Source organism: Streptomyces sp. NPDC045899 (assembly GCF_056431485.1).
This window is the reverse complement of record NZ_JBWKKP010000001.1, coordinates 38630-58645: the sequence shown is the minus strand read 5'-3', so window position 1 is coordinate 58645 and position 20016 is coordinate 38630. Positions and strand designations below refer to the sequence as shown.

The following is a 20016-nucleotide window of genomic DNA, read 5'->3' as shown; positions in this document are numbered from 1 at the left end:
CCCAGTCGTGACGACGATCACGCCGGACCACGGGAACCGCGGGCCGGTACCGCCTGGGTTCGCCCTCTCATTTCGCGGGGGACCGGGTGTCCCGGGTACGCTCACCGCCGTGCCCCACGCTGATCAGTCGCAAACCCCTCAGAAGGACGTTTCTGTGGAATATCCAGGAGCGCCGCGCCCCTTCCAGGTCCGCCCGGTCCCACTGGCGGAACTCGCGGATCAGCTGGGCGTCGATGTGCCCGAAGCGCCGGCCGAGGCCGCGGTCACCGGAATCACCCATGACTCGCGCGCCGTACGCCCCGGCGATGTGTACGCCGCCCTGTCCGGCGCCCGGCTGCACGGCGCGGACTTCGCCGCCCAGGCCGCCGACCTCGGCGCGGCCGCTGTGCTGACCGACCCGGCGGGCGCCGAGCGCGCGGCCGCCACCGGTCTGCCGGTGCTGGTGGTGGACAACCCGCGCGGCCGGATGGGCGCGCTGGCCGCCACGATCTACGACGAGCCGGGCCGTGCCCTGTTGCAGCTGGGCATCACCGGCACCTCCGGCAAGACCACCACCGCGTACCTCATCGAGGGCGGTCTGCGGGCTGCCGCGAAGGACAAGGGCGGTCTCACCGGTCTCATCGGCACCGTCGAGACCCGGATCGGCGACGAGCGGATCAAATCCGAGCGCACCACCCCGGAGGCCACCGACCTCCAGGCGCTGTTCGCCGTGATGCGCGAACGGGACGTCCGTTCGGTCGTCATGGAGGTTTCCAGCCACGCCCTCGTCCTCGGCCGGGTCGACGGCTGTGTCTTCGACGTCGCCGTCTTCAACAACCTCAGCCCGGAGCACATGGAGTTCCACTCCGGGATGGAGGACTACTTCCAGGCCAAGGCGCAGCTGTTCACCAAGGCCCGCAGCCGGGCCGCGGTGATCAACTACGACGACGAGTACGGCAAGCGGCTGGTGGAGCAGGCCGAGGTGCCGGTCACCACCTTCTCCGCCGAGGGCCACCCCGACGCCGACTGGCGCGCCGACGGCGTCGAGGTCGGCCCGCTCGGCTCGACCTTCACCGTCCTGGGCCCGAACGGTGAGACGGTGCGGGCCGCGGCCCCCCTGCCCGGCCCCTTCAACGTGGCCAACGCGCTCGCCGCCGTCGTCGCCCTCGTGGTCGCCGGGGTGGACCCGCAGACGGCCGCCGACGGCGTGGCCGCCGTCCCCGGGGTGCCGGGGCGGCTGGAGCGGGTGGACGCGGGCCAGCCGTACCTCGCCGTGGTCGACTACGCCCACAAGACCGACGCCGTGGAGTCGGTGCTGCGCGCCCTGCGCAGGGTCACCGACGGCAAGCTGCACGCCGTCCTCGGCTGCGGCGGCGACCGTGACCGGCTCAAGCGCGGCCCCATGGGCGCCGCGGTGGCGCGGTACTCCGACACCGCCGTGCTGACCTCCGACAACCCCCGCTCCGAGGACCCCCTCGCGATCCTCGCCGCCATGCTCGCGGGCGCCGCCGAGGTGCCCGCGCACGAGCGCGGTGAGGTACTCGTCGAGGAGGACCGGGCGAACGCCATCGCCGCCGCCGTGGCCCGCGCCGAGCCCGGTGACACCGTCATCGTCGCGGGCAAGGGCCATGAACTCGGCCAGGACATCGCCGGAGTGGTCCGCGCCTTCGACGACCGCCAGGTTCTCCGCGAGGCCATCGAGCTGAGCGAGCGGACCAGGCAGCGTGACTCCGTCAGCCCCGCGGCGGACGGACAGCACCGGGACACTCCTCACGACAACCAGGGATGACAGACCGCCATGCGCGCACCAGCACCCTCCAGGCAGCTCTCCCGCACGGCCGGCGGTGATCAGTGATCGCACTGTCCCTCACCGAGATCGCCGGCCTCGTCGGCGGGCAGCCGCACGACATACCGGACCCTGATCTGAAGGTCACCGGCCCGGTCGTGATCGACTCCCGCGAGGTGCGGTCCGGCAGCCTGTTCGCCGCACTCGCCGGAGAGCGCGTGGACGGCCATGACTTCGCGCCCGGCGCGATCGAGGCGGGCGCGGTGGCGGTCCTGGCCACCCGCCCGGTCTCCACGCCGGACACCCCGGTCCCCACGATCGTCGTACCCGATGTCATCGCCGCCCTGGGGGCGCTGGCGCGTGCCGTCGTAGGGCGGCTGGGCACCTCCGTGGTGGCGCTCACCGGCTCCGCGGGCAAGACCAGCACCAAGGACCTCATCGCGCAGATCCTCCAGCGCCACGGTCCGACCGTGTGGACGCCGGGCTCGCTCAACAACGAGATCGGGCTGCCGCTGACCGCGCTGACCGCCGATGAGACCACCCAGCACCTGGTGCTGGAGATGGGCGCCCGCGGCAAGGGCCACATCCGGTACCTGACGGACCTCACCCCGCCCCGGATCGGCCTCGTCCTCAACGTCGGCAGCGCCCACATCGGGGAGTTCGGCGGCCGGGAGGCCATCGCCGAGGCCAAGGGCGAGCTGGTGGAGGCGCTGCCGTCCGCCGAGGACGGCGGGATCGCGGTGCTCAACGCCGACGATCCCCTGGTGCGCGCCATGGCGTCACGCACCTCGGCCCGCACCGTGCTGTTCGGGGAGAGCGAGGGCGCCGACGTACGCGCGGCAAATGTCCGGCTCGCCGACGGCGGGCGGCCCGCCTTCACGCTTCTCACCCCTACCGGGTGCAGCGAAGTGACCATGCGCCTGTACGGTGAGCACCACGTGTCGAACGCGCTCGCCGCGGCCGCCGTCGCCCATGAGTTGGGCATGTCCGTGGACGAGATCGCCGTGGCGCTCTCCGAGGCGGATCAGCTCTCCCGCTGGCGGATGGAGGTCACCGAGCGCTCGGACGGCGTGACGGTCGTCAACGACGCCTACAACGCGAACCCCGAGTCCATGAGAGCCGCGCTGCGGGCGCTGGTCGCCATGGGCGCCGCTACACCGGGGCGTCGTACGTGGGCGGTGCTGGGCCGGATGGCCGAGCTGGGCGAGGAGTCGCTCGCCGAGCACGACGCGGTCGGGCGGCTGGCCGTCCGGCTCAACGTCAGCAAGCTCGTGGCGGTCGGCGGCCAGGAGGCCGCCTGGCTGGACATGGGCGCCAAGAACGAGGGTTCGTGGGGTGAGGAGTCGGTGCACGTGTCCGACGTGCGGGCAGCGGTCGATCTGCTGCGCAGCGAGCTGCGACCGGGGGACGTCGTGTTGGTGAAGGCGTCCAGGTCGGTCGGCCTGGAGAAGCTCGCGCAGGCGCTGCTCGAGGGTGAGGTCACCGGCCGATGAGCATGGGGCAGACGCTCTTGGCCGGAGCCGTCGCTGTAGGCCAGGGAGAAGAGCACGTACCCGCCATGAGGCAGATCCTCTACGCCGGAGCCATCGGGCTCTTCCTGACGCTGATCGGCACACCGCTGCTGATCAAGCTGCTGGCCCGCAAGGGCTACGGCCAGTACATCCGGGACGACGGCCCGCGGACGCACGGCTCCAAGCGCGGCACCCCCACCATGGGTGGTATCGCCTTCATCCTGGCCACGCTGATCGCTTACGCCGTGACCAAGGTGATCACCGGCAGCCAGCCCACCTTCTCGGGTGTGCTGGTGCTCTTCCTGTTCGCGGGCATGGGCCTGGTCGGCTTCCTGGACGACTACATCAAGATCGTCAAGCAGCGGAGCCTGGGTCTGCGGGCCAAGGCGAAGATGGCCGGACAGCTGATCGTCGGCATCGCCTTCGCGATCCTCTCGCTGAACTTCGCGGACGCGCGCGGCCAGACCCCGGCCTCCGACCGGCTCTCCTTCGTCCAGGACTTCGGCTGGTCCTTCGGCCCGGTGATCTTCGCGATCTGGGCGCTGTTCATGATCCTCGCGATGTCGAACGGTGTGAACCTCACCGACGGTCTGGACGGTCTGGCCACCGGTGCCTCGGTGATGGTCTTCGGCGCCTACACCTTCATCGGCGTCTGGCAGTACCAGGAGTCCTGCGCCAACTCCGAGACGCTGATCAACGCCTCGTCCTGTTTCGAGGTCCGTGATCCGCTCGACCTCGCGGTCGTGGCCTCGGCCCTGATGGGTGCCTGTTTCGGCTTCCTGTGGTGGAACACCTCACCCGCGAAGATCTTCATGGGGGACACCGGTTCGCTCGCCCTCGGCGGCGCGCTGGCGGGTCTGGCCATCTGCTCCCGCACGGAGCTGCTGATGGCCATCCTGGGCGGTCTGTTCGTCCTGATCACCCTGTCCGTGGTCATCCAGGTGGGCTCCTTCCGGCTCACCGGGCGCCGGGTCTTCCGGATGGCACCGCTCCAGCACCACTTCGAACTCAAGGGGTGGAGCGAAGTCCTCGTGGTGGTCCGGTTCTGGATCATCCAGGGCATGTGCGTGATCGTCGGACTCGGCCTCTTCTACGCGGGCTGGCGGGCCCAGTGACATCCCCCGCCACCGGACCCGATGTGACCGACCTCGCCGGGCGGCGGGTCACCGTCGCCGGGCTCGGCGTCTCCGGGGTCCCCGCGGCGCGTGCGCTGCGGGGCCTCGGGGCCACCGTCACCGTCGTCAACGGCAGCGACGGCGAACCCCAGCGCGCCCAGGCGGCCGAGCTGGAGCCGCTGGGCATCACCGTCCGGCTCGGCGACGGGGACACGCTGCCCGAGGGCACCGAGCTGATCGTCACCACCCCCGGCTGGAAGCCCACCAGCCCGCTCTTCCTGGCCGCCGAGAAGGCGGGCGTCCCGGTGTGGGGCGATGTGGAGCTGGCCTGGCGGCTGCGTGGCCCGGACTCCGCGCCCTGGCTGGCGGTCACCGGCACCAACGGCAAGACGACCACCGTGCGGATGCTCGCGTGCATCCTGGAGGCCGCCGGACTGCGCACCGCGGCCGTCGGCAACATCGGCGTCTCGCTGCTGGACATCGTGCTGGGCGACGAGCCGTACGACGTCCTGGCCGTCGAGCTGTCCAGCTACCAGCTGCACTGGGCGCCCTCGCTGCGCGCCCACTCCGGCGCGGTGCTCAACCTCGCCCCCGACCACCTCGACTGGCACGGCTCCATGGCGGCCTACGCGGCCGACAAGGGCCGGATCTACGAGGGCAACCAGGTGGCGTGCGTCTACAACACCGCCGATCCGGCCACCGAGGACCTGGTGCGCGCGGCCGATGTCGAGGAGGGCTGCCGGGCGATCGGCTTCACCCTCGGCACCCCCGGCCCCTCCCAGCTCGGCGTCGTCGAGAACATCCTGGTGGACCGCGCTTTCGTGGCCAACCGCCAGAAGCAGGCGCAGGAGCTGGCCGAGGTCTCCGATGTGAACCCCCCGGCGCCCCACAACATCGCCAACGCGCTCGCCGCGGCGGCCCTGGCCCGCGCCTACGGGGTGCCGCCCACGGCCGTACGGGACGGCTTGCGCGCCTTCCGCCCGGATCCGCACCGGGTGGAGCACGTGGCGGACGTCGGCGGGGTCGCCTACGTCGACGACTCCAAGGCCACCAACACCCACGCCGCCGAGGCGTCGTTGGGCGCCTACGAGCACATCGTGTGGATCGCGGGCGGCCTGGCCAAGGGCGCCACCTTCGACGAGCTCGTGACGACGGCGGCCGGGCGGCTGCGCGGGGTGGTGCTGATCGGCGCCGACCGCGCGCTGATCCGCGAAGCGCTCGCGCGACACGCAGCGGATGTCCCGGTCGTGGACCTCGAGCGGACCGACACTGGGGCGATGGCGGCGGCCGTGCGCGAAGCGGCCCGGCTCGCCCGGCCGGGCGATACCGTCCTGATGGCACCCGCCTGCGCCTCGATGGACATGTTCGTCAACTACAACAAGCGGGGCGAAGCCTTCGCCGCGGCGGTCCGCGACCTGGCCTCCGGCCCGGCCCCGGACGACCGGTAGCCCGCCGGTCCCCGCGCACGGGCCGCTCGCGCGGGGAATCCGGAGGGGATACGAGATGACGCCTGACCAGCCCGCTGCCCCGCGGTCCCGGCCGAGTGCCCCCGGCACGGGCCGCCCCGTGCCCCGCGCGGGCGCGGCGCCGCGCGTGCGGGCGGCCGTGCGCGCCGGAGGGCGGGCGGCGGTTCTCGCGCGCCCGCGCGGCGGCGGTGCGAAGCCGCCCCGCCGCCCCGGCCGCTCCTCGGTACTGGAGTCGCTGGGCCGTGCGCAGGCGCGCGCCCGGCGGGCCTGGGACCGGCCGCTCACCGCGTACTACCTGGTCCTCGGCGGTGCGCTGCTGATCACGGTGCTGGGTCTGGTGATGGTCTACTCGGCCTCGCAGATCAAGGCGCTGCAGTCCGGTCTGGCCCCGTCGTACTTCTTCCGCAAACAGCTCTTCGCGGCGGCGCTGGGCGGTTCGCTGATGCTGCTCGCGGTGCGGATGCCCATCAAGCTGCACCGCGCCTTCGCCTATCCGCTGCTGGCGGTCTCGGTCTTCCTGATGTGCCTGGTCCAGGTGCCCGGGATGGGCATCTCGGTCAACGGCAACCGCAACTGGATCTCCTTCGGCGGCCCGTTCCTCCTCCAGCCCAGCGAGTTCGGCAAACTGGCGCTGGTGCTGTGGGGGGCGGACCTGCTGGCCCGGAAACAGGACAAGCGGTTGCTGGCCCAGTGGAAGCATCTGCTGGTGCCGCTGGTGCCCGCCACGGCGATGCTGCTCGGCCTGATCATGCTGGGCGGTGACATGGGCACCGCGATCATCCTCACCGCGATCCTGTTCGGTCTGCTCTGGCTGGCCGGCGCCCCCACCCGGATGTTCGTGGGGGTGCTGGCGTTCGCCGGGGCGATCGGCGTGCTGCTCATCAAGACCAGCGCCAACCGGATGTCCCGGCTCGCCTGCATCGGTGCCACCGAGCCCGGAGACCATGATCAGTGCTGGCAGGCGGTGCACGGGATCTACGCTCTCGCCAACGGCGGCTGGTTCGGCTCCGGACTCGGTGCATCCATGGAGAAATGGGGCGAACTACCTGAACCGCATACCGACTTCATCTTCGCGATTACCGGGGAGGAACTCGGCCTGGCGGGGACGCTGTCGGTCCTCGTCCTCTTCGCGGCTCTAGGCTATGCGGGTATCCGCGTGGCCGGACGCACGGAGGACCCCTTCGTGAGGTACGCCGCGGGAGGTGTGACCACCTGGATCACGGCCCAGGCCGTGATCAACATCGGTGCGGTGCTCGGTCTGCTGCCGATCGCCGGTGTTCCGCTCCCGCTGTTCTCCTACGGAGGGTCCGCCCTGCTGCCGACCATGTTCGCCGTCGGCCTGTTGATCGCCTTCGCACGGGCAGAGCCCGCCGCGCGGGCGGCACTGGCCATGCGGCAGCCTGCTTTGCGGAAGAAGCTGGCTCGGGTGAGACGGAAGACGATGAGACGGCCCGTCAAGAAGCGGCCGTCCGGAGAGCGGTGAATTTCGGTGCATGTCGTACTCGCCGGTGGGGGGACCGCCGGCCACATCGAGCCCGCGCTCGCCCTCGCGGACGCCCTGCGCAGGCAGGACCCGACCGTGGGGATCACGGCGCTCGGCACGGAGCGGGGTCTCGAGACCCGGCTCGTGCCCGAGCGCGGCTATGAACTCGGGCTGATCCCGGCCGTGCCGCTGCCGCGCAAGCCCACCCCCGAGCTGATCACCGTCCCCGGACGGCTGCGCGGCACCATCAAGGCCGCCGAGCAGATCCTGGAGCGCACCAAGGCCGACTGCGTGGTCGGCTTCGGCGGCTATGTGGCGCTGCCCGGCTATCTGGCCGCCAAGCGCCTCGGGGTGCCGATCGTGGTCCACGAGGCCAACGCCCGGCCCGGCCTCGCCAACAAGATCGGCTCCCGCTACGCCAAGTACGTCGCGGTCTCCACCCCGGACAGCAAGCTCCGCAACGCCCACTACGTGGGCATCCCGCTGCGCCGCTCGATCGCCACCCTGGACCGGGCCGCCGTCCGGCCCGAGGCGCGCGCGGCCTTCGGTCTCGACCCCAACCTGCCGACCCTGCTGGTCTCCGGCGGTTCGCAGGGTGCCCGCCGGCTCAACGAGGTGGTCCAGGCGGTCGCCCCGTTCCTCCAGCGCGCCGGGATCCAGGTGCTGCACGCGGTCGGCCCGAAGAATGAAATGCCGCATGTGGACAACATGCCGGGAATGCCGCCTTACATCCCGGTACCGTACGTGGACCGGATGGACCTCGCGTACGCCGCGGCCGACATGATGCTCTGCCGCGCGGGCGCGATGACCGTCGCCGAGCTGTCCGCCGTCGGGCTCCCGGCCGCCTATGTGCCCCTGCCCATCGGCAACGGCGAACAGCGGCTCAACGCCCAGCCGGTGGTCAAGGCGGGCGGCGGACTGCTGGTCGACGACGCCGAGCTGACGCCCGAGTGGGTGCAGAGCCATGTGCTCCCGGTGCTCGGCGACCCGCACCGGCTGTACGACATGTCACGGCGCGCCGCCGAATTCGGCCGCCGGGACGCCGACGAGCTGCTGGTCGGCATGGTGTACGAGGCAATCGCGGCACGCCGCCAGGCGTGAGAAGGCAGGGAGCGTGGCCGGACCGACGACCGCCGAGAGCGGTTCCCGACGGACGTCGCCGTCCGGCCCGCCCCCGCGCCCGGACTCCGCGCGCCGCAGGCTGCGGATGCCCCGCCGCCGCACCCTGCTGGTGCTGGCGGCGGCCCTGACCGTCCTGGGCGCCGCGGCCGTCTGGCTGCTCTACGGTTCGAGCTGGCTGCGTGCCGAGCGGGTGACGGTCACCGGCACCCGGGCGCTGTCCGGCGCCGAGGTCCGCACGGCCGCGGACGTACCCGTGGACACCCCGCTGGTGACCGTGGACACGGCCGCGATCGCACGGCGCCTGCGGGACCGGCTGCCGCGGATAGCAGAAGTGAACGTATCCCGGTCATGGCCGCACACCATCCGTCTGGAGGTGACGGAACGGAAGGCCGAGGCCATTGTCGAAGAGGGCGGGAAGTTCCGCGAAGTGGACGCCCGCGGCGTACGGTTCGCCAGCTCGGCCAAGCGTCCGAAGGGTGTTCCGCTGCTGGAAATGGAGCCGGACCGGTCGCCGAGTTCGCGCCATTTCGGGGCCACCAGGCTGCGCCGGGAGGCGGTCGGGGTGGTCACCCAACTCCCCGCCGCGGTCCGCCGGGACACCCGTTCCCTCCGGGTCCGCTCGTACGATTCGATCACGGTGGTCCTCACCCGCGGGCGTACGGTCGCCTGGGGCAGCGGGGAGCGCGGGACGGCCAAGGCACGGGCCCTCGCCGCGCTCATGAAAGCCCGGCCGGACGCCGGACACTTCGACGTCAGCGCGCCGAGCGCTCCCGCGGTGTCTCGCAGTTGACCTGATCGACCCTGGCCAGCACCCTGGTTGGCTAGCCCACTGGGTGATCACATAGGGTGAAAAGAAAAGCGGGAGGTTCGGCGTGTTCATTGAACGCGCGCCACTTGTCGACTTAGTGTCCTGTTCCGAAGAGTCCGGGAAACAGAGGTACTGGTAACCCTAAACTTCAGCGTTAGGGTTGGGGTCGGCAATCGGAACCGTCCCATTCGGCATCAGTCGGCGCACCGCGGCAACGGCGGGGTGACGACACGTAACTCGAGGCGAGAGGCCTTCGACGTGGCAGCACCGCAGAACTACCTCGCAGTCATCAAGGTCGTCGGCATCGGCGGCGGTGGCGTGAATGCCATCAACCGGATGATCGAGGTCGGGCTCAAGGGCGTCGAGTTCATCGCGATCAACACCGATGCGCAGGCCCTCCTGATGAGTGACGCGGACGTCAAGCTGGACGTCGGCCGCGAGCTCACCCGTGGCCTCGGCGCGGGCGCCAACCCCGAAGTCGGCCGGAAGGCCGCCGAGGACCACCGCGAGGAGATCGAGGAGGTCCTCAAGGGGGCCGACATGGTCTTCGTGACGGCGGGCGAGGGCGGTGGCACCGGTACCGGTGGCGCCCCGGTCGTCGCCAACATCGCCCGTTCGCTGGGCGCCCTGACGATCGGTGTGGTGACCCGTCCGTTCACCTTCGAGGGCCGCCGCCGCGCCAACCAGGCCGAGGACGGTATCGCCGGGCTGCGCGACGAGGTCGACACCCTGATCGTGATCCCGAACGACCGCCTGCTGTCCATTTCGGACCGTCAGGTGAGCGTGCTCGACGCGTTCAAGTCGGCGGACCAGGTGCTGCTGTCGGGCGTCCAGGGCATCACCGACCTGATCACCACCCCGGGCCTGATCAACCTCGACTTCGCCGATGTGAAGTCCGTGATGTCCGAGGCGGGCTCGGCGCTCATGGGCATCGGCTCGGCCCGCGGCGACGACCGCGCGGTGGCCGCCGCCGAGATGGCGATCTCCTCGCCGCTGCTGGAGGCGTCCATCGACGGCGCCCGGGGGGTGCTGCTCTCCATCTCCGGCGGCTCCGACCTGGGTCTGTTCGAGATCAACGAGGCCGCCCAGCTGGTGAGCGAGGCCGCCCACCCCGAGGCGAACATCATCTTCGGTGCCGTGATCGACGACGCCCTGGGCGACGAGGTCCGGGTCACCGTGATCGCGGCCGGTTTCGACGGAGGTCAGCCGCCCGCGAAGAACCGCGACAAGGTGCTCGGCTCGTACAACGGCAGTGGCAACCGCGAGGAGGGCGTCGGCGGCAACTCCTCCTCCAGTCGCCCGCCCGCCCAGGAGCCCGGCCGCCCGTCCTTCGGTGGACTCGGCAGTGTCACCCCGCGCGAGGAGGAGCCCGCCCCGGCGGACCCCGCCCCTGTGGCCGAGGTCCCGGCACCGCCGGTCGCCACCCCCCAGGTCCCGCCGGCCCGGCCCTACCCGGAAAGCCAGGCCGAGGAGCTGGACGTCCCGGACTTCCTCAAGTGAGCCCGGCCAGATGTCTCCACGGTGACCCTGAAACGACCCGGCAGTGATAGCGCAACAGCACGACGCGAGCGGCGCGCACTTCGCCTTCACCGATCGGTGGGGCGGGGTGAGCGCCGCTCCGTATGACGAGCTCAACCTCGGCGGTGCGGTCGGCGACGCCTCCCAGGCGGTACGGACCAATCGTGAGCTGGCCGCCAAGGCGCTGGGCCTGGACCCCGCCGCGGTGGTCTGGATGAACCAGGTGCACGGCCGGGACGTGGCGGTGGTCGACGGCCCGTGGACCGGTGACGAGGAGATCCCCGCGGTGGACGCCGTGGTGACGACGCGTCGGGGGCTCGCCCTCGCGGTCCTCACCGCCGACTGCACCCCGGTCCTGCTCGCCGACCCGGTGGCGGGGGTGGCCGGAGCCGCCCACGCCGGGCGGCCGGGGCTGGTCGCCGGAGTGGTCCCGGCGGTGGTCGGGGCGATGGTGGAGCGGGGCGCCGACCCCGCCCGGATCACCGCCCGCACCGGCCCCGCGGTCTGCGGACGCTGCTACGAGGTGCCCGCGGCGATGCGCGCCGAGGTGGCGGAGACGGTCCCCGAGGCATGGGCCGAGACCAGCTGGGGAACCCCGGCGGTCGACGTGGCCGCGGGGGTACGGGCCCAACTCGCCCGCGAAGGTGTCCAGATGGATGGACAATCTCACATCTGCACGCTGGAATCGGCGGACCACTTCTCCTACCGGCGCGAGCACACCACCGGGCGGCTCGCGAGCTACGTGTGGTTGGACGGCTGAGCTGTGACGGATCGCAAGACGGAACTGGCCTCGAACCTGGCCCAGGTGGAGGAACGTATCGCCGCCGCCTGCGCCGCCGCCGGTCGCAAGCGCGAAGAGGTGACCCTGATCGTGGTCACCAAGACGTACCCGGCGAGCGATGTCCGTTTGCTGGCGGAACTGGGCGTACGGCACGTCGCCGAGAACCGCGACCAGGAGGCGGGCCCCAAAGCTGCCGAATGCGCAGATCTCCCCTTGATCTGGCACTTTGTCGGGCAATTGCAGACCAATAAGGTACGTTCCGTCTCCAGTTATGCCGATGTGGTGCAATCTGTCGATCGCAAGCGATTGGTCGACGCCCTCTCCGGTGCGGCGGTACGCACCGCCCGGGAGATGGGTGTCCTGATCCAGGTCGCCCTCGACGCGGACTCCGGTGAGCGGGGATCGCGCGGAGGGATCGGCCCGGACGGAGTGGAGGCGCTGGCCGAGTCCGTGATCGCGGCCGAGGGTCTGCGGCTGGACGGTCTGATGACCGTCGCGCCGCTGGCCGGTCCCTACGAAGGGCGGCCGCGGGCGGCCTTCGACCGGCTGGCGGAAATCTCATCCCGCCTGCGCGCGGCCCATCCGGCTGCGAACATGGTCTCCGCGGGAATGAGCTCGGACCTGGAGGAAGCAGTGGCGGCGGGGGCGACACATGTGCGCGTCGGCACTGCGGTACTCGGAGTCCGTCCCCCGCTCCGGTAACGTCGCGAAGAAGTCGGACCACAGCAGAAAATATGGTCATTCCCGTCAAAAGGCGGGCAGGCCGCGTGGATCCATGGCATCCGGTGGCGGAGCCGATCCACCACAGAGCGGAGGACGCAGAGAATGGCCGGCGCTATGCGCAAGATGGCGGTCTACCTCGGCCTCGTGGAGGACGATGGGTACGACGGCCGGGGGTTCGACCCCGATGACGATTTCGAGCCCGAGCCGGAGCCCGAGCGGGACCGTCGGCGGCACCAGGTGGTGGAGACCGAACCTCGCCCGGAAAGGGGCGAATCTGTGCGAGTCGTCCATCCCCCCGCACAGCGTGAACCTGCCCCCCTCGCGGTGGAAACCGGACGACCCGCGCGAATCGCCCCCGTGGCGTCCATCACACCTGAACGTCAGAACTTGGAGAAGAACGCACCGGTGATCATGCCCAAGGTTGTGTCCGAGCGGGAGCCCTACCGCATCACCACACTGCACCCGCGGACCTACAACGAGGCCCGTACTATCGGGGAACACTTCCGTGAGGGCACGCCGGTGATCATGAATCTGACGGAGATGGACGACACGGACGCAAAGCGACTTGTCGACTTTGCCGCCGGACTCGTGTTCGGTCTCCATGGGAGCATTGAGCGGGTGACGCAGAAGGTGTTCCTGTTGTCTCCTGCTAACGTCGATGTCACGGCGGAGGACAAGGCCCGTATCGCAGAGGGCGGGTTCTTCAACCAGAGCTGAGACGCAACACGGCAACATCGAGTCATCTGCGGCCGCGAGGCCGAGTACGTAACAGGGGAGAGGGACGCGCGGGATGGGCATCGCACTACAGGTGGTCTACATCGCGCTGTACTGCTTCCTGATCGTGCTGATCTTCCGGCTGGTGATGGACTACGTCTTCCAGTTCGCACGCTCGTGGCAACCCGGTCGGGCGATGGTGGTCATCCTCGAGGCCACCTACACTGTCACCGATCCGCCACTCAAGCTCTTGCGGCGGTTCATTCCACCGCTGCGTCTCGGGGGTGTGGCGCTCGACCTGTCCTTCTTCGTGCTGATGATCATCGTCTGGATCCTGATCACCGTCGTGCGCAATTTTGCGAGCAGCGTGTGAACGATACGGTCTTGCCGATTGCCGACGACTACGTTGAGGTGAAGTAGAGATGCCGTTGACCCCCGAGGACGTGCGGAACAAGCAGTTCACGACCGTCCGCCTCCGAGAAGGCTATGACGAGGACGAGGTCGATGCCTTCCTCGACGAGGTCGAAGCCGAACTGACCCGGCTGTTGCGGGAGAACGAGGACCTGCGCGCCAAGCTGGCGGCAGCGACCCGCGCCGCGGCGCAGAGCCAGCAGCAACAAGGCATGCGCAAGCCCCCAGAACAGCAGGAGAGGCCCGGGGCTCCCGTCCCCGCCGCCATATCCGGACCGCAGCCGGTGCCGCCCGGCCAGCAGCAGATGGGTGGCCCGCCCCAACTTCCGGGTGGTGCCCCGCAGCTGCCGGCCGGTCCGATGGGCCAGAACGGCCCCGGACCGATGCAGCAGGGCGGACCCGGCCCGATGGGCCAGAACGGTCCGATGGGCCAGAACGGCCCCATGGGTCAGAACGGTCCGATGGGCCAGAACGGTCCCATGGGCCCCGGCGGCCCGATGGGTGGCCCGATGGGCGGTCCCGGTGGTCCCGGCGGCCCGCAGCTTCCGCAGCCGGGCCAGGGTCCGGGCGGCGACAGCGCCGCGCGGGTGCTCTCGCTCGCGCAGCAGACCGCCGACCAGGCGATCGCGGAGGCCCGTTCCGAGGCCAACAAGATCGTCGGCGAGGCCCGTAGCCGCGCCGAGGGCCTGGAGCGGGACGCCCGCGCCAAGGCCGACGCCCTGGAGCGGGACGCGCAGGAGAAGCACCGCGTCGCGATGGGCTCCCTGGAGTCCGCTCGCGCCACGCTGGAGCGCAAGGTCGAGGACCTGCGCGGCTTCGAGCGCGAGTACCGCACCCGGCTGAAGTCGTACCTGGAGAGCCAGCTGCGCCAGCTGGAGAACCAGGCCGACGACTCGCTGGCCCCGCCGCGCACCCCGGCGACCGCTTCGCTGCCGCCGTCCCCCTCGATGAGCGGTTCCATGGCCTCGGCCGGTGCCGGCACGATGGGCGGCCACACCATGGGCGGCAACCAGCCCATGGGCGGTGGCCACGGGCAGAACGGCGGCGCTCCGTCCTACGGCGGCCAGCAGCAGATGTCGCCCGCGATGACCCAGCCGATGGCACCGGTGCGGCCGCAGAGTCCGCAGCCGATGCAGCAGGCGCCCAGCCCGATGCGGGGCTTCCTGATCGACGAGGACGACAACTGACGCGTTCCACCTGACGCGGTTTCGCCACCGCGCGGAGCGTTCGGCAATCACAGGGCCGGGCCCCGGGAGAGATCTCCCGGGGCCCGGCCCCGTTCTGTGCCCGGGTCCGGCCCTGAGCCCCATCCGTACGCCGTGCCGGGCCCCGGACGGGTTTCCGATACGCCGATGGCCCGGCCGGAAACGGCCGGGCCATCGGGGTGGGACCGGGGGTCCCTACGCCTTGCGGAGGCGGAACGTCAGCCCGAGCGGCTCGTCGGTGAAGGGCTCGCCGTAGCCGGAGTCGCCCTCACCCGGGGCGAAGTCGGTGGCGAGGACCTCGTCCGCGATCAGACCGGCGTGATCGGTGAGCGCCTGCCGGAGCTCCTCGTCCGCCGAGTCCCAGCGCAGCGCGATCCGGTCGGCCACGTCCAGACCGCTGTTCTTGCGGGCCTCCTGGATCAGCCGGATGGCATCACGGGCGAGTCCGGCGCGGCGCAGCTCCGGAGTGATCTCCAGGTCCAGAGCCACCGTGGCACCCGCGTCGGAGGCCACCGACCAGCCCTCGCGGGGCGTTTCGGTGATGATCACCTCGTCGGGGGAGAGGGCGACCGTCTCACCGTCCACCACCACTGAGGCCGTGCCCCCGCGCAGGGCCACCGAGAGCGCCGCGGCGTCGGTCTCGGCGATGGCCTTGGCGACCGGCTGGGTGCCCTTGCCGAAGCGCTTGCCCAGGGCGCGGAAATTGGCCTTCGCCGTGGTGTCCACCAGCGAACCGCCCACCTCGCTGAGCGAGGCGAGGGAGGAGACGTTCAGCTCCTCCTCGATCTGCGCTCGCAGTTCGGTGGAGAGCAGCTCGAATCCGGACGCCGCGACCAGGGCGCGGGACAGTGGCTGCCGGGTCTTCACCCCGGACTCGGCCCGGGTCGCCCGGCCCAGTTCGACCAGCCGCCGGACCAGTGTCATCCGGGCCGACAGCTCGGGGTCGATCATGGCCTGGTCGGCCTCCGGCCAGCTCGCCAGGTGCACCGACTCGGGGGCCTCCGGGTCCACCGGGACCACCAGGTCCTGCCAGACCCGCTCGGTGATGAAGGGCACCAGCGGGGCCATCAGCCGGGTGACCGTCTCGATGACCTCGTGGAGGGTGCGCAGCGCGGCGGCGTCGCCCTGCCAGAAGCGGCGGCGCGAGCGGCGCACGTACCAGTTGGACAGGTCGTCCACGAACGACGACAGCAGCTTTCCGGCGCGCTGGGTGTCGTACGCCTCCATGGCCTGGGTGACCTGCTCGGTCAGGGTGCCCAGTTCGCCCAGCAGCCAGCGGTCCAGCAGCGGGCGGTCGGCCGGGGCCGGGTCGTCCGCGCCGGGCGCCCAGCCGGAGGTGCGGGCGTACAGCGCCTGGAAGGCGACCGTGTTCCAGTAGGTCAGCAGCGTCTTGCGGACGACCTCCTGGATCGTCCCGTGGCCCACCCGCCGGGCGGCCCAGGGCGAGCCGCCCGCGGCCATGAACCAGCGGACCGCATCGGCGCCGTGCTGGTCCATGAGCGGGATCGGCTGGAGGATGTTGCCCAGGTGCTTGGACATCTTCCGGCCGTCCTCGGCCAGGATGTGACCGAGGCAGACGACGTTCTCATACGAGGACTTATCGAAGACCAGGGTGCCGACCGCCATCAGCGTGTAGAACCAGCCACGGGTCTGGTCGATGGCCTCGGAGATGAACTGCGCCGGATAGCGCTTCTCGAACAGCTCCTTGTTGCGGTACGGGTAGCCCCACTGCGCGAAGGGCATCGACCCCGAGTCGTACCAGGCGTCGATCACCTCGGGGACGCGCTGGGCGGTGAGAGAACAGCCCTCGGTGGTGCAGGTGAAGGTGATCTCGTCGATGAACGGACGGTGCGGGTCGAGCCCGGACTGGTCGGTGCCGGTCAGCTCGGAGAGCTCGGCCAGCGAGCCCACGCAGGTGAGGTGGTCCTCGGCGCAGCGCCAGATGGGCAGCGGGGTGCCCCAGTAGCGGTTGCGCGAGAGCGCCCAGTCGATGTTGTTATTCAGCCAGTCACCGAAACGACCGTGCTTGACCGAGTCGGGATACCAGTTGGTCTTCTCGTTCTCCCGCAGCAGCGCGTCCTTGACCGCGGTGGTGCGGATGTACCAGGACGGCTGGGCGTAGTAGAGCAGTGCGGTGTGACAGCGCCAGCAGTGCGGGTAGCTGTGCTCGTACGGCAGGTGCCGGAAGAGCAGTCCGCGCTCCTTGAGGTCGGCCGTCAGCGCCTCGTCGGCCTTCTTGAAGAACTGGCCGCCGACCAGCTCCAGGCCCTCCTCGAAGGTGCCGTCCGGACGGACCGGATTGACCACCGGCAGCCCGTAGGCCCGGCAGGTCTTGAGGTCGTCCTCACCGAAGGCGGGGGCCTGGTGGACCAGACCGGTGCCGTCCTCGGTGGTCACGTAGTCGGCGTTGACCACGAAGTGCGCGTCCTCGAGTTCCACCAGGGAGAACGGGCGCTGATAGGTCCAGCGCTCCATCTCGGCGCCGGTGAAGGACTGCCCGGTGGGCGTCCAGCCCTCGCCGAGCGCCTTCTCCAGCAGCGGTTCGGCGACCACCAGCGTCTCCTGGCCGTCGGTCGCGGCGATGTAGCGCACCTCGGGGTGGACGGCCACGGCGGTGTTGGAGACCAGGGTCCACGGGGTGGTCGTCCACACCAGCAGCGAGGCCGCACCGGCCAGCGGACCGGAGGTGAGCGGGAAGCGGACGTAGACCGAGGGGTCGACGATGGTCTCGTAGCCCTGGGCCAGCTCGTGGTCGGACAGACCGGTGCCGCAGCGCGGGCACCAGGGGGCGACGCGGTGGTCCTGGACCAGCAGCCCCTTGCCGAAGATCTCCTTCAGCGACCACCACACCGACTCGACGTACTCGGGGTTCATCGTCCAGTAGGCGCCCTCGAGGTCGGTCCAGTAGCCCATCCTCGTGGTGAGCTCGGCGAAGGCGTCGGTGTGCCGGGTCACCGACTCACGGCACTTGGCGTTGAACTCGGCGATGCCGAACGCCTCGATGTCCTTCTTGCCGTTGAACCCCAGCTCCTTCTCGACCGCCAGCTCCACCGGCAGGCCGTGGCAGTCCCAGCCCGCCTTGCGGTCGACGTGGTAGCCGCGCATGGTGCGGAAGCGCGGGAAGACGTCCTTGAAGACACGGGCCTCGATGTGGTGGGCGCCCGGCATGCCGTTGGCGGTGGGCGGGCCCTCGTAGAAGACCCACTCCGGCCGTCCCTCGGACTGCTCGAGGGTGCGGGCGAAGATCTTGTTCTCCCGCCAGAAGTCGAGCACGGCGTGCTCGAGGGCGGGCAGGTCGACCTGGGCGGGCACCTGGCGGTACAGCGTCATCGGGAATCTTCCTCCGGCGGACACACGCTCGTCGTTCCGTCCGGAGGGACGAGAGCCTTCGCGCTCCCGCGGTACCACCCTCCTTGGCCGGGCGCACCGCTCTCCCGGCCCCCTCATTGGGGTCGCGATGCCGGTTCTACTGGCCCTGGGAGGGGGTTCTTCCGGCGGCTCCGGGGTGATCCTTCACATCGCGCTCGCCCCCGGGCTCTCACCGTCCCCGGGTCGCTCATGGCCGCTCACGACGCTACTCGTCCCCATCCGCGCCTTTCGCTGCGCCCAGTGTACGGGGCGGGACCGACCGCGGCCGACCGTTTATCCCGGTACCCCACCCGAGGGCTCCCTCCGCCCCGCTGCGCCGAGTGAGGTACCGGGCACCCGGGGATGACCCGAATGCCGATACGCCGGGTGCCGGAGTCCGGGGGAGCGGCGGGGCCACTCCGGTACCGGTCCACGGCCGGATTCGCCGGGCGCGGAGTGGGGCACAACGGTGGAGACCGGGTTGCCGTACGGGCAAGCCGGGCGAATCGGGCGGCGTGCCCCGTTGCCGCGCGCTCGGAGTCGATTTATCGTTCCGGAACGATTCGCGAACAAGATCACAATATGTGAAGGGGTCGCGGCATGGTGGCGAGGAAGACCGCCGCGCAGGAGCAGGAGGGCGAGGCGAAGGCGACCGGGGCCGCGCCCGCCAAGAAGAGCGCACCGGGCAAGAAGGCCGCGAAGAAGACCGCGGCGGCGGCGAAGTCCACGACCGCGGCGACCGCGAAGGCCGCGAAGAAGAGCGCACCGAAGAAGACCACAGCCAAGAAGGCCGCACCGGCCGAGAAGGCGGTGCCCGCCAAGAAGACGGGAGCCAGGAAAGTGGTTGCGAAGAAGACCCCCGGTGGTGCGCCGAGCGCGAAGAAGGCCACGGCGACCGCGCCCCCCGTGCCCAAGGCACGCGCCGCGGGCGCTCCGGTCGACCCCAGTGAGCTCGCGGTACGTCCCGGTGAGGAGCCCTGGTCGGCGGCGGAGGTGGCCGAGGCGCGCACCGAGCTGCTGACCGAGGCCGGACGGCTGCGCACCGAGATCCTCGCCTCGGAGGAGGCGATCACCGGGCTGATGCGCGACTCCGGTGACGGTGCCGGTGACGACCAGGCCGACACCGGCACCAAGAACATCACCCGTGAGCACGAGATGGCCCTCACCGGGAACGCCCGCGAGATGCTGCTCCAGACCGAGCGCGCGCTGGAGCGGCTGGACGCCGGGACCTATGGCCTCTGCGAGGTCTGCGGCAACGCCATCGGAAAGGCCCGGATGCAGGCGTTTCCGCGGGCCACCCTGTGCGTGGAGTGCAAACAGCGCCAGGAGCGCCGCTGACCTCCCGTACGCGGGTGCCGTACCCTCGTCCTCAGCCAGGGGGAGACTGGCCCGGACGAGGTTGAGGGACTCAGGTGACAGAGGCGGAGCAGGCCATCGGTACGCCAGACGCGGGGAAGGCCGAGGAGGGCGCCGGGACCAGCGCCGACCCGACCGGTACCCCGGACCGGGGAAAGCGGCGGATCGGGGTGCTCCTCGCCGTCGCCGCCTTCGCGTATCTGCTCGATCTGGCGAGCAAGCTGGTGGTGGTCGCCAAACTGGAGCACCATGCGCCGGTCGAGGTGCTCGGCACCCTGCTCCAGCTCGAGGTGATCCGGAACCGGGGCGCGGCCTTCGGCTTCGGCGAGGCGATGACCATCGTCTTCACGGTGATCGCGGCCGCGGTGATCCTGGTGATCGCGCGGCTGGCCCGCAAGCTCTACAGCCTGCCGTGGGCGATCGCGCTGGGCATGCTGCTCGGCGGGGCCTTCGGCAATCTCACCGACCGGATCTTCCGGGCGCCCGGGCACCTCCAGGGCGCGGTGGTGGACTTCATCGCCCCGGCCCACTTCGCGGTCTTCAACCTCGCCGACTCGGCCATCGTGTGCGGCGGCTTCCTGATCGTGATCCTCTCCTTCCGCGGTCTGGACCCCGACGGCACGGTCCACAAGGACTGAACCGGGCCGTCGCGCCCGGTTCCGTGGCCGCCGTGTGCGACCGGGCAGTGTG

Annotated in this window: 16 protein-coding genes; 15 read left to right on the top strand and 1 reads right to left on the bottom strand. The window is 70.8% G+C overall.

From position 1 onward, the window contains the following. Positions 1-7 precede the first annotated feature (7 nt). The 13 genes from AC07FT_RS00275 (at position 8) to AC07FT_RS00215 (ending at position 14604) form a co-directional block, all read left to right on the top strand. On the top strand, positions 8-1768 hold the full coding sequence (locus AC07FT_RS00275; RefSeq protein ID WP_471195777.1) for a UDP-N-acetylmuramoyl-L-alanyl-D-glutamate--2,6-diaminopimelate ligase: 1761 nt from the start codon (positions 8-10) through the stop codon (positions 1766-1768). 62 nt (positions 1769-1830) lie between these two features. Continuing rightward, complete coding sequence (locus AC07FT_RS00270; RefSeq protein ID WP_471195780.1) at positions 1831-3258, top strand: UDP-N-acetylmuramoyl-tripeptide--D-alanyl-D-alanine ligase; 1428 nt, start codon at positions 1831-1833, stop codon at positions 3256-3258. A 65-nt stretch (positions 3259-3323) separates the two neighbouring features. Then, positions 3324-4391 carry a phospho-N-acetylmuramoyl-pentapeptide-transferase gene (gene mraY / locus AC07FT_RS00265; RefSeq protein WP_254743394.1) on the top strand — a complete coding sequence of 356 codons (1068 nt, stop codon included), beginning with the start codon at positions 3324-3326 and terminating at the stop codon, positions 4389-4391. Continuing rightward, positions 4388-5839 (top strand): UDP-N-acetylmuramoyl-L-alanine--D-glutamate ligase, encoded by a 1452-nt coding sequence (murD, locus tag AC07FT_RS00260; protein WP_471195783.1) that lies wholly within the window; start codon positions 4388-4390, stop codon positions 5837-5839. The genes mraY and murD overlap by 4 nt, the downstream gene beginning before the upstream one ends. A 55-nt stretch (positions 5840-5894) precedes the next feature. Continuing rightward, positions 5895-7340: a putative lipid II flippase FtsW gene (gene ftsW, locus AC07FT_RS00255; protein ID WP_471195786.1), complete on the top strand. Its 1446-nt coding sequence runs from the start codon at positions 5895-5897 to the stop codon at positions 7338-7340. 6 nt (positions 7341-7346) lie between these two features. Then, positions 7347-8441 (top strand): undecaprenyldiphospho-muramoylpentapeptide beta-N-acetylglucosaminyltransferase, encoded by a 1095-nt coding sequence (murG, locus tag AC07FT_RS00250; RefSeq protein WP_471195789.1) that lies wholly within the window; start codon positions 7347-7349, stop codon positions 8439-8441. Positions 8442-8454: 13 nt separating this feature from the next. Then, the gene (locus tag AC07FT_RS00245) at positions 8455-9252 is read left to right on the top strand and encodes a cell division protein FtsQ/DivIB (RefSeq protein ID WP_479172762.1); all 798 of its coding nucleotides are present in this window, start codon (positions 8455-8457) and stop codon (positions 9250-9252) included. A 276-nt stretch (positions 9253-9528) separates the two neighbouring features. Beyond that, positions 9529-10770, top strand: a complete 1242-nt coding sequence (gene ftsZ, locus AC07FT_RS00240) for a cell division protein FtsZ (RefSeq protein WP_479172760.1) — start codon at positions 9529-9531, stop codon at positions 10768-10770. Between the two features lie 43 nt (positions 10771-10813). Next, positions 10814-11548, top strand: coding sequence for a peptidoglycan editing factor PgeF (pgeF, locus tag AC07FT_RS00235; RefSeq protein ID WP_479172758.1), 735 nt, complete (start codon positions 10814-10816; stop codon positions 11546-11548). Between the two features lie 3 nt (positions 11549-11551). Further along, on the top strand, positions 11552-12271 hold the full coding sequence (locus AC07FT_RS00230) for a YggS family pyridoxal phosphate-dependent enzyme (protein WP_471195800.1): 720 nt from the start codon (positions 11552-11554) through the stop codon (positions 12269-12271). Between the two features lie 123 nt (positions 12272-12394). After that, positions 12395-13009, top strand: a complete 615-nt coding sequence (locus tag AC07FT_RS00225; RefSeq protein ID WP_201874106.1) for a cell division protein SepF — start codon at positions 12395-12397, stop codon at positions 13007-13009. Between the two features lie 73 nt (positions 13010-13082). Then, a complete protein-coding gene (locus tag AC07FT_RS00220) occupies positions 13083-13379 on the top strand; it encodes a YggT family protein (protein WP_431773035.1) in 297 nt (98 codons plus the stop codon). Between the two features lie 49 nt (positions 13380-13428). Continuing rightward, the gene (locus AC07FT_RS00215; protein ID WP_471195806.1) at positions 13429-14604 is read left to right on the top strand and encodes a DivIVA domain-containing protein; all 1176 of its coding nucleotides are present in this window, start codon (positions 13429-13431) and stop codon (positions 14602-14604) included. 213 nt (positions 14605-14817) lie between these two features. Here AC07FT_RS00215 and ileS read toward each other — a convergent pair whose 3' ends face one another. After that, complete coding sequence (gene ileS / locus AC07FT_RS00210) at positions 14818-17952, bottom strand: isoleucine--tRNA ligase (RefSeq protein ID WP_479172755.1); 3135 nt, start codon at positions 17950-17952, stop codon at positions 14818-14820. A 618-nt stretch (positions 17953-18570) separates the two neighbouring features. On the opposite strand from ileS, the gene AC07FT_RS00205 reads away from it, so the two are divergent. Further along, positions 18571-19308 carry a TraR/DksA family transcriptional regulator gene (locus tag AC07FT_RS00205; protein ID WP_471195812.1) on the top strand — a complete coding sequence of 246 codons (738 nt, stop codon included), beginning with the start codon at positions 18571-18573 and terminating at the stop codon, positions 19306-19308. Positions 19309-19382: 74 nt separating this feature from the next. Next, positions 19383-19964: a signal peptidase II gene (locus AC07FT_RS00200; protein WP_471195814.1), complete on the top strand. Its 582-nt coding sequence runs from the start codon at positions 19383-19385 to the stop codon at positions 19962-19964. Positions 19965-20016: the final 52 nt, after the last annotated feature.